Raw genomic sequence first — 15,386 nt, forward strand, 5'->3', positions numbered from 1 at the left:
CGGTAAGACAGGTTCTGTCCCCACCACCACCCGAAGGGGGACGCACGATGCCTCTTCCGATCCGCACGGCGGCCCTTGCCGCCGCAGGCACCCTCCTCGCGGCGGCGGGCGCCGTCGCCACCCCCGCCTCCGCGGCGGCACCCCGCACGACCGCCGCCGCCCCGGCGGTGTCCCAGGTGGTCGACGCCCGCGTCGCCGGGCACCGCACCTACGACCGCATCGTCATCGACGTCAAGGGCAGGCTGCCGGGCGCGACCGTCCGGCGGGTCTCCGAGCTGCGCTACGACGGCTCCGGGGAGAAGGTCCCGCTGTCGGGGAGGACCTTCCTGCAGATCGTGCTGCACCCGGCGGTGGCGCACAACAGCGCCGGCGACCCGGTCTACCGGGGCCCGCGGCTGGTCAGGCTGCACCTGACCCGCGTCAAGGGCTTCGCCTTCACCGGCGACTTCGAGGGGTACGTCTCCTTCGGCGTCGCCCTGGACAGGAAGACGGCCTTCACCGTGCACCGGCTGGCGTCCCCCGGCCGGCTCGTGGTGGACATCCGCCACTGACGGCCGCCGGACGGCCGCCCCCGCGGCGGAGGCACGGTGTCCGGCCACCGTCCTCCGCCGCGGGGTGTCCTCACCGCGGCCCGGGGTCCTCCCCCGCCCCGGTCCGCCGCAGCCCCAGCTCGCGGGCCGCCCGTTCCCGCAGCTCCACCTTGCGCACCTTGCCGCTGACCGTCATCGGGAACTCCCGGACGACCCGGACGTACCGGGGGACCTTGTAGTGCGCGAGACGGCCGCGGCAGAAGTCGGCGACGTCCTCGGCGGTCAGGGACGCGGCCGGGTCGTGGAGCACCACGACGGCGCAGACCTCCTCGCCGTACCGCTCGTCGGGCACGCCCACCACCTGCACGTCCGCGACCGCCGGGTGGGTGTGCAGGAACTCCTCCACCTCGCGCGGGTAGACGTTCTCCCCGCCCCTGATCACCATGTCCTTGATCCGGCCGACGATCGCCACGCAGCCGTCCTCGCGCATCACCGCCAGGTCGCCGGTGTGCATCCAGCGGTCGGCGTCGACGACCTCGGCGGTGCGCTCCGGGTCGTCCCAGTAGCCGAGCATCACCGAGTAGCCGCGGGTGCACAGCTCCCCGGGCTCCCCGCGCGGCACGGTCGCACCGGTCGCCGGGTCGGCCACCCTGACCTCCAGGTGCGGCAGCACCCGGCCGACGGTGGCGGTGCGGCGCTCCAGGTCGTCGTCGCGGCGGGTCTGCAGGGAGACCGGGGAGGTCTCCGTCATGCCGTAGCAGATCGCGACCTCGCCCATGTGCATGTCGGCGACGACCCGCCTCATCACCTCCACCGGGCAGGGCGAGCCCGCCATGACGCCGGTGCGCAGCGAGGTGAGGTCGTACGCGGCGAAGTCGGGCAGGTTCAGCTCGGCGATGAACATCGTCGGCACGCCGTAGAGCGAGGTGCAGCGCTCGGACGCGACCGCGCGCAGCGTGGCGGCCGGGTCGAAGGCGGGCGCGGGGACCACGACGCAGGCGCCGTGGCTGGTGGCCGCGAGGTTGCCCATGACCATGCCGAAGCAGTGGTAGAACGGCACGGGCACGCAGATCCGGTCCTGCTCGGTGTACCCGAGCAGCTCCCCCACCCAGAAGCCGTTGTTGAGGATGTTGCGGTGCGAGAGGGTGGCGCCCTTGGGGAAGCCGGTCGTGCCCGAGGTGTACTGGATGTTGACCGGGTCGTCGCAGTCCAGCCCGGCCTCCCGGGCGGCGAGGGCCGTCGGGTCCACGCCCGCGCCGTCGTCGAGCAGGGCCTGCCAGGAGGCGTCGTCGACCATGACGGCGCCGCGCAGGGCGGGGCAGCGCGGCCGGACCTCCTCGACCATCTCGCGGTAGGCGCTGCCGCGGTGGGCGGTCTGGGTGAAGAGCAGGCTCACGCCGGACTGGTTGAGGACGTACTCCAGCTCGTGCACCCGGTAGGCGGGGTTGACGGTCACCATGACGGCGCCGACGCGGGCGGTGGCGTACTGGACCAGCACCCACTCGGGGCGGTTGACGGCCCAGATGCCGACCCGGTCCCCCGCGGAGACGCCCCGGGCCAGCAGTCCGAGGGCGACCTGCTCCACGGCCCGGCCGAAGGCGGCGTACGTCCAGCGGCGGCCGCTCGCCACGTCGACCAGCGCCTCGCGGCCGGGGTGGGCGGCGACCGCGCGGGCCAGGTTCGCGCCGATGGTCTCGTCGAGGAGCGGGACGTCGGTGGGGCCGGCGGCGAGGGAGGGCAGGGGGGCCGTCACCGGAAGTCCTCCTCGCGGTACTCGGCGGCGGCGCCCAGGCCCTGCTCCTCGCGGCCGCGCAGGTCGGTCCGGCGGATCTTGCCGGAGACGGTCTTGGGCAGCTCGGAGAACTCCAGCCGGCGCACCCGCTTGTAGGGGGCGAGCACCTCCCGGGAGTGGGCGAAGATCGCCTTCGCGGTCTCCGGACCGGGCTCCCAGCCGGCCGCGAGGACGACGTACGCCTTGGGCACGGCGAGCCGCACCGCGTCGGGGGCCGGGACGACGGCGGCCTCGGCCACCGCCGGGTGCTCCAGCAGGGCGCTCTCCAGCTCGAACGGGGAGATGCGGTAGTCGGACGCCTTGAAGACGTCGTCGGCCCGGCCGACGTAGGTGAGGTGGCCGTCCGCGTCGCGGGAGCCGATGTCGCCGGTGCGGTAGTAGCCGCCCGCCATGACCTCGGCGGTGCGCTCCGGGTCGCCGTGGTAGCCGGCCATCAGGCCGACCGGGCGCTCGGCGGTGAGGTCGAGGCAGATCTCGCCCTCGTCGCCGGGCTCCCCGGTGACCGGGTCGAGCAGGGCGACGGCGAAGCCGGGCACCGGGCGGCCCATGGAGCCCGGCTTCAGCGGCTGGCCGGGGGTGTTGGCGATCTGCACGGTGGTCTCGGTCTGGCCGAAGCCGTCCCGGACGGTGACGCCCCAGGCGCGGCGCACCGCCTCGATCACCTCGGGGTTGAGCGGCTCGCCCGCCGCGGCGGCGCTGCGCGGCGGGGTCGCCAGGCGGCCGAGGTCGGCCTGGACGAGCATCCGCCACACCGTGGGCGGGGCGCAGAAGCTGGTGACGCCGCACCGCCCCATCTCGTCGAGCAGCCGGTCGGCGTCGAAGCGCGTGTAGTTGTGGACGAAGACGGTCGCCTCGGCGTTCCACGGCGCGAAGACGTTGCTCCAGGCGTGCTTGGCCCAGCCCGGCGAGGAGATGTTGAGGTGCACGTCGCCGGGCCGCAGCCCGAGCCAGTACATGGTCGACAGGTGGCCCACCGGGTACGAGGTGTGGGTGTGCTCGACCAGCTTGGGGCGGGCGGTGGTGCCGGAGGTGAAGTAGAGCAGCAGGGTCTCGTCGGCCCCGGTGGGGGCGGTGGGGGTGAAGCCGGCGGGGGCGGTGTACGCCTCCGCGTACCGCAGCCAGCCGTCGGCGGGCGCGCCGACGGCGACGCCGGTCCAGTCGCCGGGGACGTCCGCGAACCTCGCCGCGTCCTCCGTGCGGGCGACCACGAAGCGGCAGCCGCCGCGCCCGACGCGGTCGCGCAGGTCGGCCGGGCCGAGCAGGGGGGTGGCGGGGACGACGACGGCGCGCAGCTTCATCGCGGCGAGCAGGGTCTCCCACAGCTCGACCTGGTTGCCGAGCATGAGCAGGATCCGGTCGCCGGGGCCCGCGCCGCGGTCGGCGAGCCAGTGGGCGACCCGGTCGGAGCGGGCGGACATCTCCGCGAAGGAGTACCGCGCCTCGGAGCCGTCCTCCTCGACGATCCACAGCGCGGTGCGGTCGTTGCCGCGCGCCACCACGTCGAACCAGTCCAGCGCCCAGTTGAAGGCCTCGGGGCGGGGCCAGCGGAACTCCCGGTGGGCGGCGGCCCAGTCCTCCCGGTGCGCGAGGAGGAGGTCCCGCGCCTCGCGGAAGGCGTCCGCACCGTTCGTCGCCGTCATGTTCCCTCCAGATCATCGCCCGGTTACCGTGCATCGTGGAGCGTGTGACAGGGGTCCCGCCACCCCCGGACGGGGGTGGCGGCCGGAGAGGGCACCGATGGAGGACGCGGCGGAGCTGCGCACCGCGCTGCTGGGGCTGAGGCGGGCCGGCGGGCTGCCGGTGGCGTTCGCCGCCGTGGCGGCGGGCGGGGGGCGGCTGCGGATCGTGGAGCTCTCCGGCCACACGACGGAGGCGCTGCGCGGGCTGTCGGTGGCGTCCGGCACCGGGCTGGGCGGCAAGGCGGCGGCGCTGACGCGGCCGCAGGCGGTCTCCGACTACCGCACCGCACGCACCATCAGCCACGAGTACGACGGCGCGGTGGCCGCCGAGGGCCTGTGCTCGGTGCTGGCCGTCCCGGTCGTGGTGCGGCGCAGCGTCCGGGCGGTGCTGTACGGGGCGCTGCGGGAGCCGCTGGCCCTGGGCGACCGGAGCCTGGACGCGGCGGTGGGCGCGGCGCGGGAGCTGGAGCAGGCGCTGGCGGTGGGGGACGCGCGGCGCCGGGCCGAGCGGGAGGCCGCGGGGGCGGCGCGCGGGTCCGGGCCGGGGCCGGGCGGGGACGCGGCGGCGCGGCGGGGCGCGGCCGCGTGGGAGGGGGTCAGGGCCGCCCACGGGGAGCTGCGGCTGCTGGCGCAGGAGGTGGCCGACCCGCGGCTGCGGGAGCGGCTGCACGCGGTGTGCGCGCGGCTGGCGGGTGCGTCCGGGGGGCCCGGCGGGTCCCGCGGGCCCGGGGGACCGCTGCGGGACGGCGCGGGGACCGCGCCCCCGCCGCGGGTGCCGGCCGCGGGGACGGCGGCACCGCGGCCGCCGCTGTCGCCGCTGTCGCCGCGCGAGCTGGACGTGCTGGCCCAGGTCGCGGCGGGCGCCACCAACGCGGACGCGGCCCGGGCGCTCGGGGTGCGGCCCGAGACCGTGAAGAGCTACCTGCGGTCGGTCATGCGGAAGCTGGACGCCCACACCCGGCTGGGCGCCGTGGTCGCCGCCCGCCGCACGGGGCTGCTGCCCTGAGCCGCCCGGGCGGGGTCCGGCCGGCGGCACACGGATCCGGCGGCCGGACCGGTCAGCGGGCTGCGGCGTCCCCCGCTTCCTCCCCGAGCAGCGCCGGGTTGACGCGGCGGACGACCGCCTCGACGTCGGCGCGGGGCACCGCGTGCCACAGGATCTCCCGGGCCCGCCCGTACTTGGCGGCCAGCTGCTCGCGCCGTTCGCGGGGCAGCAGGCCGGCGCGCTCGGCCAGCGCGTTGTGGGCGTTGTCGGCGATCTTCACCAGGGCGGCGGCGTAGTCGCCCGCGACCCGGCGGACCATCTCCTCGTAGGGGACGGCCGGGTCGTGGGTGAGCCGCTCCACGAGGGCGACGACCGCGGACGGGACGCCCGCGGCCAGCAGGTCGTCCGCCGTGAGGTCGGTGTCCTCCAGGGTGTCGTGCAGCAGTCCGGCCATGGCCAGTCCGGTGCCGAAGGGCGCCACGCCGTGGGCCACCGCGCGGACGTGGGCGACGTAGGGTTCGCCGATCTTGTCGGTCTGGCCGCGGTGGGCGCGCTCGGCGAGGGCGTCGGCGTCGGCGAGGGTGAAGGACACGGGGTGCTCCTGGCGGGCGCGGCGGAGGGCGGGACTGCGGCGTTCCGGGACTGCGGCGTTCCGGGCCTCCGGACGCCCCGGGACGCGGACGTTCCAGGACTCCAGTGTTCCGCAACGCCGCCGCTGCGCCTTCCCGGGCGCCGCGGACCGTAGGCTCGTGGGCGTGGTCCACGTCCTGAGCAGCCGCGTGCTGCTGCGCCCCGCCGACCCGGAGCGCACCCGCGCCTTCTACCGCGACGACCTGGGGCTGGAGGTGTACCGGGAGTTCGGGACCGGCCCGGAGCGGGGCACGGTCTTCTTCCTCGGCGGCGGGTTCCTGGAGGTGTCCGGACGCCTGGAGCCCGGTGCGCCGCCCGCCTCCCCGGCGGCGCGGCTGTGGCTGCAGGTCGGCAACGTGGCGGCGGCGCACCGGGAGCTGGCCGCGCGCGGGGTGCCGGTGGTGCGGGAGCCGCTGCGCGAGCCCTGGGGGCTGGTGGAGATGTGGATCCGGGACCCGGACGGGACCGACGTCTGCGTGGTCGAGGTGCCGGCGGACCACCCGCTGCGCCACCGCCCGTGAACCCCCGCCCGTGAGGTCCAGGCCGTGAAGCCCCGGCCGTGAGGTCCAGGCCGTGAGGCCCCGGCCGCGACCCCCGGCCGGCGAGCGCGCCGGCCCGTCCGGACGCGGCACTCCCTTGACCGTTCGGGCATGAACAGTTCAAGACACCTTTACCTCCGAGGTCTGGCAGCCCGCTTGTCTACGCGCGGATACTCCTTCGCGGGCGTGCCCCCGCGCCCCATCCACTCCCCCTCGGAGGAACCGAAGATGACGGGCCCTCGCACCACCCTCCGCCGCCGGACGCTCGGCGCGGCCACCATCCTGGCCGCCGCCCTGGCGGGCACCGTGCTGCCCGCGGCCGCCACCCCCGCGGCCGCCGCGACGACCACCAGGCACCGGGTGCTGTTCGACAACAGCAAGGCGGAGACGGCCGGGAACGCCGACTGGATCATCAGCACCAGCCAGCCCGACCCGCTGGCGCAGAACCCCTCCCCCAGCAGCGAGACCTCCTGGACCGGCGCGCTCTCCTCCTGGGGCGTGGCGCTCCAGAAGACCGGCGCCTACAGCCTGAAGACCCTCCCGTCGGGCTCCACCATCACCTACGGCAACACCTCCAACGCCCTGGACCTGTCGAACTTCGACACCTTCGTCCTGCCGGAGCCCAACATCCGGCTGAGCAGCGCCGAGAAGACCGCCGTGATGAAGTTCGTCCAGAACGGCGGCGGGCTCTTCCTCATCTCGGACCACAACCAGAGCGACCGCAACAACGACGGGTACGACTCCCCCGCCGTCATCAACGACCTGATGACGAGCAACGGCGTCGACAACACCGACCCCTTCGGCTTCTCCGTCGACCTGCTCAACATCACCACCGACAACCCGCGCGCCGTCACCGGCACCAGCGACCCGGTGCTCAACGGCTCCTTCGGGACCGTCACCGGCAGCATCCTGCGCAACGGCACCACCTTCACCCTCAAGCCGGCCGACAACCCCGCCGTCAAGGGCCTGCTCTGGCGCACTGGGTACAGCTCCTCCGGCACCACCGGGGCGTTCTTCGCCACCAGCACCTTCGGCAGCGGCCGGGTGGCGGTGTGGGGCGACAGCTCGCCGGTCGACGACGGCACCGGCCAGTCCGGCAACACCCTCTACGACGGGTGGAACGACCCGGCCGGCACCGACGCCGCGCTCGCCCTCAACGCCACCGAGTGGCTCTCCGGCGCCTCCGGCACGGGCACGGGCGGGGGCGGCACCGGCGGCTGCACGGCGGCCCAGCTGATCGGCAACCCCGGCTTCGAGACCGGCACCGCCGCGCCCTGGACGGCGAGCAGCACCGCGATCGTCAGCAACAGCAGCAGCGAGCCCGCCCGCACCGGCAGCTGGGACGCCTGGCTGGACGGGTACGGCAGCGCCACCACCGACACCCTCGCGCAGACCGTGTCGGTGCCCGCGGGCTGCACCTCGGCCTCCTTCTCCTTCGGCCTGCACGTCGACACGGCGGAGACCGGCTCCACGGCCTACGACACCCTCAAGGTGCAGGTGGTCAACGGCTCCGGCACGGTGCTCTCCACCCTGGCGACCTACTCCAACGCGAACGCCGCCTCCGGCTACACGGTGAGGAGCTTCGACCTGTCCGCGTACGCCGGACAGACCGTCACCCTGAGGTTCACCGGCACGGAGGACTCCAGCCTGCAGACGTCGTTCGTGGTGGACGACGCCGCGCTGAACGTCGGCTGAGGTCCGGCGCCGCGCCCCTTCCCGCCCCCGGGTCCTTCCCGGCCCCGCGCCTCCGTCCGGCCCCGCGGCCGGACGGGCGGCGGCCCCGGCTCACGGGGCCGGGAAGGAGCGCGCGTCCAGGCCGGTGGTGCGGGCGTTGCCCCCGGCCACCGGCTGGAGGGTGAGCCGCCAGGTGGTCCAGCGGATCTGCGTGGCCGTCGTGACGGTGGTGAACCGCATCGTGTCGTCGAACCTGCTGAAGCCGCAGTCCCGCGTGAAGCGCCTGGCGGAGCCGTCCCAGTCCCGGCCGCTGGTGAAGTAGACGGTGTACGTGCCGTCCCGCACGCCGCGCACCTTGAAGGTCGAGCCCCTGCGGACGTAGACCGAGTGGACGGTGCGCCCGCCCCTGGCCAGCGAGACCACGGCGTCGCGGCCGCCGCCGTTCTCGATCGTGAGCGAGCCGCGGCCGGTGCGGCTGCCGCTGCGGACGTAGGAGCCCGTCGCCCGGCGCCGGTCCCGGACCGGTCCGGTGCGCGGCGGGCGGTAGGAGGTGCGGTAGCCGGCGTCGGCGAGCCGGCGCAGCGGTCCCGGGAGGGCGCGCAGCCCCGCGGAGGCGCCGAGGCCGGCCAGGGCGGCGGAGGCGGTGCAGTAGCGGCCGGCGCCCATGCCGGAGCGGACCGCGTCGATGTCGCCGGCGAGCCGGTCGAGGGCCGCCGCCAGGTCGCGGTGCGGCTGCACCGCGTCCGCGGGCGGCACGGCGGCGTCCAGTCCCCGGGCGGCGTCGGAGGCGGCCCGGCGGGCGTCGTCGAGCCGGCCGTCCAGGGCTCCGGTGCTGCGGGCGGCGGCCGCCCGCTCCAGGGCCCTGCCCACCGGGTCGACCAGCCCGGCCAGGGTGCGGCCGTACGGGACGGGCTCCGGGCTCGGGGCCGGGTCCGGCGCGGACGCGGACGGGGCGGACGCCGCGGCCGGGGGCGCGGAGGCCCCCTCCGGGGGGCGGCTCCCGCCGGACTCGCACCCCGCCGCCAGAAGCAGCACCGCGGCCGCCGCGGCGACCGCCCGCACACCCGTCGAAGATCCCACCGCATGTCCCCCTCATGCCGTGTGCGGCGGGGCGCCGCGCACCCCGCCGGGCGCCCCCGGGCGCCTCCGCCCCAGCATCGCGACCGGGTGCCGCGGGGGTCAACGGGGCGTGCACGGAGCGGTGGGGGGCGCGCACGGGGAGGACGGGGGCGCGGGGAGCGCGGCGGCCCGGCCGCGGGAGTGCGACCGGGCCGTGACGGGCCGGGACCGGGGCCGGGGCCGGGGGTGCGCCCGGGCCCGGACGGGCGTCAGGCCTCCTCGGGGGCTCCCCCGCGCAGTCCGGCGGACCACTTCTCCTCGATCCGGCCGAACCGCCAGACGGCCAGCGCCACCAGCCAGGTCAGGACGAACAGGCCGACGATCGCGTAGCCCACCTGGTTGAGGTCGAGGCCGCCGATCCAGCCGAGCGGGCCGCCGGTGGCCCCGGTCTTCTCCGCGACCAGGCCGGTCAGCTCGATGCCGCCGACGACGAAGGCGACGGCGACCGACAGCCCGGTGACGGTGAGGTTGTAGTAGACCTTGCGGACCGGCTGGGAGAAGGCCCACTCGTAGGCGAAGTTCATGAACGAGCCGTCGATCGTGTCGAGCAGGCTCATCCCCGCGGCGAAGAGCACCGGCAGGGTCAGCAGGGCGTACCAGGGCAGCTGGAAGGCGGCCGCGCCGCCGGCCAGGACCAGCAGCGACACCTCGGTGGCGGTGTCGAAGCCCAGGCCGAAGAGCAGGCCCACCGGGTACATGTGCCACGGCTTGGAGACGGTGCGGGTGACCCGGCCCAGGATGCGGTTCATCAGGCCCCGCCTCTCCAGGTGGGCCTCCAGCTCGGCCTCGTCGTAGTCGCCGGAGCGCATGCGGCGGAAGACCTTGAGGATGCCTCCCAGCACGCCCAGGTTGACCAGGGCGAGCAGCATCAGGAAGACGCCGGAGACGGTGGTGCCGATCAGGCCGGTGGTGCGCTGGAGGGCGGAGCCGTCGTCCTCGACCTGGCCGGCCAGGGTGCGCACGCCGAGGGCGAGCAGCGCGCAGAGGCCGAAGACGACGGAGGAGTGCCCGAGCGAGAACCAGAAGCCGACCGAGAGCGGGCGCTGCCCGTCGGACATCAGCTTGCGGGTGGTGTTGTCGATGGCGGCGATGTGGTCGGCGTCGAAGGCGTGCCGCATGCCGAGGGTGTAGGCGGTGAGGCCCATGCCGGCGCCGAAGACGGCCCCGCCGACCCGGTGGTGCTGGGGCTCCACGATCGCGAGCAGGGTGAACCAGCCGACCACGTGGAGCAGGAGCACGAAGCCGCCCATGCCGGCCAGGCGCGTCCACTCGTCCCGGGTGAGGCGGCCGCGCGGCCCGGCGGCGCGGGGTGCGGCGGCTGCGGGGGGTGCACTGCTGGTCGTCATGGGGGGTCCGTACCTCTTTCCGTACCGGGCGGGGGCGCGGGGCCGTGCGCGACCCGCCCATCGTTCCGCCCCGGGGACACTAATTGCAACCTGTTCGCATCAGCAAACCGGATGCTTCCCGGCGCCGTGCGGTGCCCGCGGCCCCGGGCGGGGCGGGCCCCGCCTCCCGGTCGGTGCGGAACACAGCCGGTTCACAGCCGTGTCTCATGAACGCCTCAGATTCGGCCGGGAGCGTGGGGCCGCGAGGCGCAGTGCCGGCGCCCGCACCCCACCACGACGAGGACCGACCGATGACGACGCACCTGCCCGACCCCGCACCGCCGCAGCCGGGCCCCGTCCCGCTGGTCGCGCCCCCGGCCCCGCTGCCCGACGCCCCGGAGGACGGGGAGACGGCGCAGGCCGGGGGGACGGCCCGGGACCGGACGGCGGGGCCGCCCGCGCCGGGCACGCCGGGCGCGGTCGGCCCGGCGGGCAGGCCGCGCGGCCTGCGCGGCCTGCCCGCCCGGCTGTGGCGCGGCCGCCCGGAGGACCCGTCCTGGGCCCGCCCGGCGCTGCTGGCCCTGCTCGCGGCCACCGCCGCCCTCTACGTGGGGAACCTCAGCGCCTCCGGGTGGGCCAACGCCTTCTACTCGGCGGCCGTCCAGGCCGGCAGCGTCAGCTGGAAGGCCTTCTTCTTCGGCTCCTCGGACGCCTCCAACTTCATCACCGTCGACAAGCCGCCCCTGGCCCTGTGGCCGATGGCGCTGTCCGCGCGCCTCCTGGGGCTGAGCTCCTTCAGCGTGCTGCTCCCCCAGGCCCTGATGGGCGTGGCGGCCGTCGGCACCGTGTACGCCTCGGTGCGGCGCACCTCCTCGCCGCGGGCGGGCCTGCTGGCGGGCGCCCTGCTGGCGCTCACGCCGGTCGCGGCGCTGATGTTCCGCTTCAACAACCCCGACGCGCTGCTGGTGCTGCTGCTCGCGCTGGCCGCGTACGCGGTGCAGCGGGCGCAGGAGGCGGCGTCCACCCGCTGGCTGGTGCTCGCCGGGGTGCTGCTGGGCCTCGGCTTCCTCACCAAGACGCTCCAGGCGTTCCTGGTGCTGCCCGCGTTCGCCCTGGTATACCTGGCGACCGCGCCGACCGGGTGGTGGCGCCGGGTGCGGCAGCTGCTGCTGGCCGGCGCGGCCATGACGGCGGCGGGCGGCTGGTGGGTCGCAGTCGTCGAGCTGCTCCCGGCCTCGTCGCGGCCGTACGTGGGCGGCTCCCAGGACGACAGCTTCCTGTCGCTCACCTTCGGCTACAACGGCTTCGGGCGGCTGACGGGGAACGAGACCGGCAGCGTCGGCGGCGGGTTCCGCGGCGGGGACCTGCCCGGCGCGCCCGGCGGCCGCGGCGGGATGTGGGGCAGCACCGGCGCCACCCGCCTGTTCGACGGTGACATCGGCGGCCAGATCGCCTGGCTGGTGCCCGCGGCCCTGCTGCTGCTCGCCCTCGGCCTGTGGGCGGGCCGCCGGGCCCCGCGCACCGACACGGCCCGCGCCGGACTGCTGGTGTGGGGCGGCTGGCTGCTCTGCACCGGCCTGACCTTCAGCTACATGGGCGGGATCTTCCACCAGTACTACACGGTGGCGCTGGCCCCGGCGGTCGCCGCCCTGGTGGGCATGGGCGCGGACGCCGCGTGGCGGGAGCGGGACCGGGCCGTGCCCGCCCTGGCGCTGGCGGCGGCGTCGGCGGCGACCGGCTGGTGGGCGTACGTGCTGCTGGGCCGCAGCGCGGACTTCGTGCCCTGGCTGCGGTACGCGGTTCTGGCCGTCGGCCTGGCCGGGGCGGCGGCGCTGCTGGGGCCCGTGGTGGCGCGGGCGGTCCGGCCGGGAGCCGCGCGGGCGGCGGCGCGGGCGGCGACCGCGGGCGCGGTGGCCGCGGTGGCGGCCGGGGTCGCCGGACCGGCCGCGTACAGCCTGGACACCGTCTCCACAGGGCACAGCGGCTCGATCGTCACGGCGGGTCCGGCCGTCTCCGGCGGCATGGGAGGTCCCGGCGGGCGGCGCGGGCGCGGGGGCTTCCCGGGGTTCCCCGGCGGTGCGGCGCCGCAGGGCGCCGGCGGCTTCGGCGGCCTGCGGGGCGGCGCGGGTGCCGGGCAGGGCGGCACGGGCGGCACCGGGCCGGGCGGGCTCCCCGCCCTCCCCGGGGCCGGGCAGAACGGCAGAGGCGGGCTGCCCGCGCTCCCCGGCGGCGGGCAGGCCGGACAGGGCGGCTCCGGACAGGGCGGCACCGGGCCGGGCGTGACCGGGCAGGGCCGGAACGGCCTCCCCTCCTTCCCGGGCTTGCCGGGCCTCCCCGGCGGCACGGGCCCCGGCGGCGGGCGGTCCGGCGGCGTGTGGGGCGGCGGCGTGCGGGGCGGCCTGGGCGGGCTGCTGGAGGGGGCACGGGTCGGTACGGCGGTCACCGCCCTGCTCAGGCAGGACGCCTCCCGCTACACCTGGGCCGCGGCCGCCGTCGGCTCCCAGAACGCCGCGGGCTACCAGTTGGCGTCCCGGCAGCCCGTGATGGCGGTCGGCGGCTTCAACGGCAGCGACCCGGCGCCGGGCCTGGCGCAGTTCCAGGAGTTCGTGCGGCAGGGCCGGATCCACTGGTTCGTCGCCGGGGGCGTGGGCGGCGGGGGCGGCATGGGCGGCAGCAGCGACTCGTCCCGGATCGCGAGCTGGGTGGAGGAGTCCTTCACCGCCAGGACCGTGGACGGCACCACCCTCTACGACCTCACGCAGCCCAAGGGCTGACGGCCGCGGCACACGCCCGGGGGCCCGCCGCACCGGCGGGCCCCCGGGCGTGCCCGGTGCCGGGCGCCGCACGGCCGGGTCAGGGGTCCGTCCACGCCCGGGCACGGCGTGCCGAGGACCCGGGACGGCGGGGGCCTCCGGCCGCCCCGGCGGCGCGGGGGTCCCGCGCGGGGCGCAGGCGGTCCCCCGCGCCCCCGGGCCCGGGGCGGTACCGGCGCGGCCCGCCCTGGGGCCGGCGGGTTCAGGCCGCCGGGGACAGGGCGCGGACCGCGTGCAGCTGGCCCGCGACGTCGGCGAGGGAGGCGCAGCGGGAGCCCAGCAGCACGGGGTCGGGCAGCGCGGGCCCGTCGGGGCGGCGGCGCGCGTCGGCGTCGTCGGCGAGGCGGGCCAGGGCGTCGGCGAGGCTGCGGGCCTCGGCCGCGGGGAGGGGCCGCCCGCCGTGCTCCACCCGGACCGCGCAGGCCGTGGTGGCGTCCACCAGCCGCTCCACGGCGGTGACCGCCGGGGCCCAGTCCGCGGCGGCGACGCCGGCGGGCGGCAGCTCGGCGGCGGCCTGGGAGACGGCGGTACGGGCCTCGGCGAGCGCCCGGTACGCCGCGCGCCGCAGCCGCAGCCGCTCCTCGCGCGGCCCGTCGGGCGCGTCCACGACCCGCTCGAGGTAGGCCTGGGCGGCGCGCAGGGCGGCGGCCCAGTGCACGGCGACCGCGGTCCGCCGGCCGCCGAGGCGGGGCAGGTGGCCGACGGCGAGGGCGATGCCGCAGCCGAGCACGGTGTCGACCAGGCGGCTGACGGGGGCGCCCTGGCTGCCGGAGAGCACGGCGAACGCGAGGACGATCGGGGTGAGGGCGGCCGTCTGGAAGGCGAAGTTCCGCCAGGCGACGGGGAGCAGCGCGCCGCAGAGCGCGGTGGCGGCGACCGGTCCGGCGGCGCCGGGCAGCGCGGCGGCCGCGGCGGCGAAGAGGCCGACCCCGGCGGCGGTGCCCAGCAGCCGGTTGACCGACCGGGAGAAGAGGGGGCCCAGGTCGGGCTTGACGAGGAAGACCGCGGTGACCGGCAGCCAGTACCACTGGTCGGGCCGCAGGAACTGGGCGACCGCGGTGCAGGCGCCGGTGCACAGGGCCACCCGCAGGCCGTACTCGCGGCCGAGCGGGCCGAGGGCGCGGCGCACGGCGGGGTGGTCGCGCAGCGGCGGCCGCGGCGGGGCGTCGGCGGTCCGGCCAGGGGTTCCGAAGACCTCGGCGGCGTGCAGCAGGGCCTCGTGCAGGGCGCGCCGCCCGGGGGTGTCGGGGGCGGGGGCGGCCAGCGGGCCGCAGGGGGCGCCGGTGCGGACGGCGCGGGCCAGGCGCAGCGGGGCGTCGGCGGCGTACGCGGGCAGCGGCCGGGCCTCCCAGAGCAGGGTGACGGCGGCCTCGCAGGCGTCGGCGGCGACGGCGAGCTGCGCCCGCAGGCGGCGTTCGGCGGGTGAGGGGCGGCCCCGGCGGTGGAGGTCGAGGGCGGCGTGGGCGCGGTCGAGGGCGGCGGTGAGGGTGCGCCGGGCGTCCTCGACCCGGTCGGTGCCGGCGGCGCGCAGGACGCCGCCGAGCGCGTCGAAGGCCGCGGCGACGGCCTCGCGCTCCTCGGCCGCGCGAGCGCGGGCACGGCCGGGCCCGCGGTGCGGCGGGGCGAGCGCGGCGGCGAGGAGCAGCACCCAGCCGGCGCCGCCGGCGAGCATGGCGGCGCCCGTCCAGGGCGGCCCGTGGTGGGGCAGTCCGGCGGCGATCAGGAGGGTGGCCAGCGCCTGGAGCGCCGCCATGGAGGCGACCGGGCCGACGGTGCTGACCGCGCCGGAGAGGTAGGCGGCGACGGCGACGAGGGAGGTGGTCCCCAGGACGGCGGGCACCCCGCCGCCGGGGGCCGCGGCGGCGGCGACGAGGGAGCCGAGCAGGAAGGCCACGGCGACGGCGAGGCCCGGGACGCCGATGCGGACGAGCCGGGTGCGGCGGGTGCCGGCGCGGTCGTTGACGGTGGCGAACATGGCGCCGAGGGCGGCGAGCACGCCCTCCGGCACCCGGTGGGCGGCGACGCCGGCGGCGAGCAGCGGCCCGGTGGACAGGGCGCCGCGCAGCAGCGCGCCGCGCGCCCCCGGTCCGGAGGCGATCTGCAGCGGGTGGCGGAGCCAGTCGGGGGCGGGGCGGCGGGGGGCAGCGGTGCGGAGGTCCACGGTGCGGGGCGCGGGGGTGCGGGGGGCTGGGCGGCGGGGGTCAGCGGCCACGGGGCGTCCTTGTCGGCCTGCTCGGCGGGCGTGCGGGACGGCGTCGGCCAGCAGCGGGATCGGCCCCAGTCTACCGGCCTGCTGTTAC

The 15,386-nt window shown here is 77.4% G+C and carries 11 protein-coding genes; 5 read left to right on the forward strand and 6 right to left on the reverse strand.

Annotated features, from left to right (window positions below):
- Nucleotides 1-47: 47 nt before the first annotated feature.
- On the forward strand, nt 48-551 hold the full coding sequence (locus tag LO771_RS03400) for a hypothetical protein (RefSeq protein WP_230648075.1): 504 nt from the start codon (nt 48-50) through the stop codon (nt 549-551).
- A gap of 70 nt (nt 552-621) precedes the next feature.
- On the opposite strand, the gene LO771_RS03405 is transcribed toward LO771_RS03400, so the two are convergent.
- A complete protein-coding gene (locus LO771_RS03405; RefSeq protein WP_230648076.1) occupies nt 622-2,283 on the reverse strand; it encodes an AMP-binding protein in 1,662 nt (553 codons plus the stop codon).
- Nucleotides 2,280-3,962 carry an AMP-binding protein gene (locus tag LO771_RS03410; protein ID WP_230648077.1) on the reverse strand — a complete coding sequence of 561 codons (1,683 nt, stop codon included), beginning with the start codon at nt 3,960-3,962 and terminating at the stop codon, nt 2,280-2,282. The genes LO771_RS03405 and LO771_RS03410 overlap by 4 nt, the downstream gene beginning before the upstream one ends.
- Before the next feature lie 97 nt (nt 3,963-4,059).
- Between LO771_RS03410 and LO771_RS03415 the strand changes: the two genes are divergently transcribed.
- Nucleotides 4,060-5,007 (forward strand): LuxR C-terminal-related transcriptional regulator, encoded by a 948-nt coding sequence (locus LO771_RS03415; RefSeq protein ID WP_230648078.1) that lies wholly within the window; start codon nt 4,060-4,062, stop codon nt 5,005-5,007.
- A gap of 52 nt (nt 5,008-5,059) precedes the next feature.
- Here the strand turns inward: LO771_RS03415 and LO771_RS03420 are convergent, their stop codons facing one another.
- The gene (locus tag LO771_RS03420; RefSeq protein ID WP_230648079.1) at nt 5,060-5,578 is read right to left on the reverse strand and encodes an HD domain-containing protein; all 519 of its coding nucleotides are present in this window, start codon (nt 5,576-5,578) and stop codon (nt 5,060-5,062) included.
- A 163-nt stretch (nt 5,579-5,741) separates the two neighbouring features.
- On the opposite strand from LO771_RS03420, the gene LO771_RS03425 reads away from it, so the two are divergent.
- Nucleotides 5,742-6,137, forward strand: coding sequence for a VOC family protein (locus LO771_RS03425; protein ID WP_230648080.1), 396 nt, complete (start codon nt 5,742-5,744; stop codon nt 6,135-6,137).
- Nucleotides 6,138-6,383: 246 nt separating this feature from the next.
- On the forward strand, nt 6,384-7,850 hold the full coding sequence (locus LO771_RS03430) for a hydrolase (RefSeq protein ID WP_230648081.1): 1,467 nt from the start codon (nt 6,384-6,386) through the stop codon (nt 7,848-7,850).
- Nucleotides 7,851-7,940: 90 nt separating this feature from the next.
- On the opposite strand, the gene LO771_RS03435 is transcribed toward LO771_RS03430, so the two are convergent.
- Nucleotides 7,941-8,909 carry a hypothetical protein gene (locus LO771_RS03435; protein ID WP_230648082.1) on the reverse strand — a complete coding sequence of 323 codons (969 nt, stop codon included), beginning with the start codon at nt 8,907-8,909 and terminating at the stop codon, nt 7,941-7,943.
- Nucleotides 8,910-9,157: 248 nt separating this feature from the next.
- On the reverse strand, nt 9,158-10,294 hold the full coding sequence (locus tag LO771_RS03440; protein WP_374228050.1) for a HoxN/HupN/NixA family nickel/cobalt transporter: 1,137 nt from the start codon (nt 10,292-10,294) through the stop codon (nt 9,158-9,160).
- A gap of 290 nt (nt 10,295-10,584) precedes the next feature.
- Here LO771_RS03440 and LO771_RS03445 point away from each other — a divergent pair, with 290 nt between their 5' ends.
- The gene (locus LO771_RS03445) at nt 10,585-13,047 is read left to right on the forward strand and encodes a glycosyltransferase family 39 protein (protein WP_230648083.1); all 2,463 of its coding nucleotides are present in this window, start codon (nt 10,585-10,587) and stop codon (nt 13,045-13,047) included.
- 241 nt (nt 13,048-13,288) lie between these two features.
- Here LO771_RS03445 and LO771_RS03450 read toward each other — a convergent pair whose 3' ends face one another.
- Entirely contained in the window at nt 13,289-15,298 is a 2,010-nt protein-coding gene (locus tag LO771_RS03450) for an FUSC family protein (RefSeq protein ID WP_230648084.1), read from the reverse strand.
- Nucleotides 15,299-15,386 lie beyond the last annotated feature (88 nt).

The sequence above is a fragment of the Streptacidiphilus sp. ASG 303 genome, assembly GCF_020991365.1.
Classification (GTDB): domain Bacteria; phylum Actinomycetota; class Actinomycetes; order Streptomycetales; family Streptomycetaceae; genus Peterkaempfera.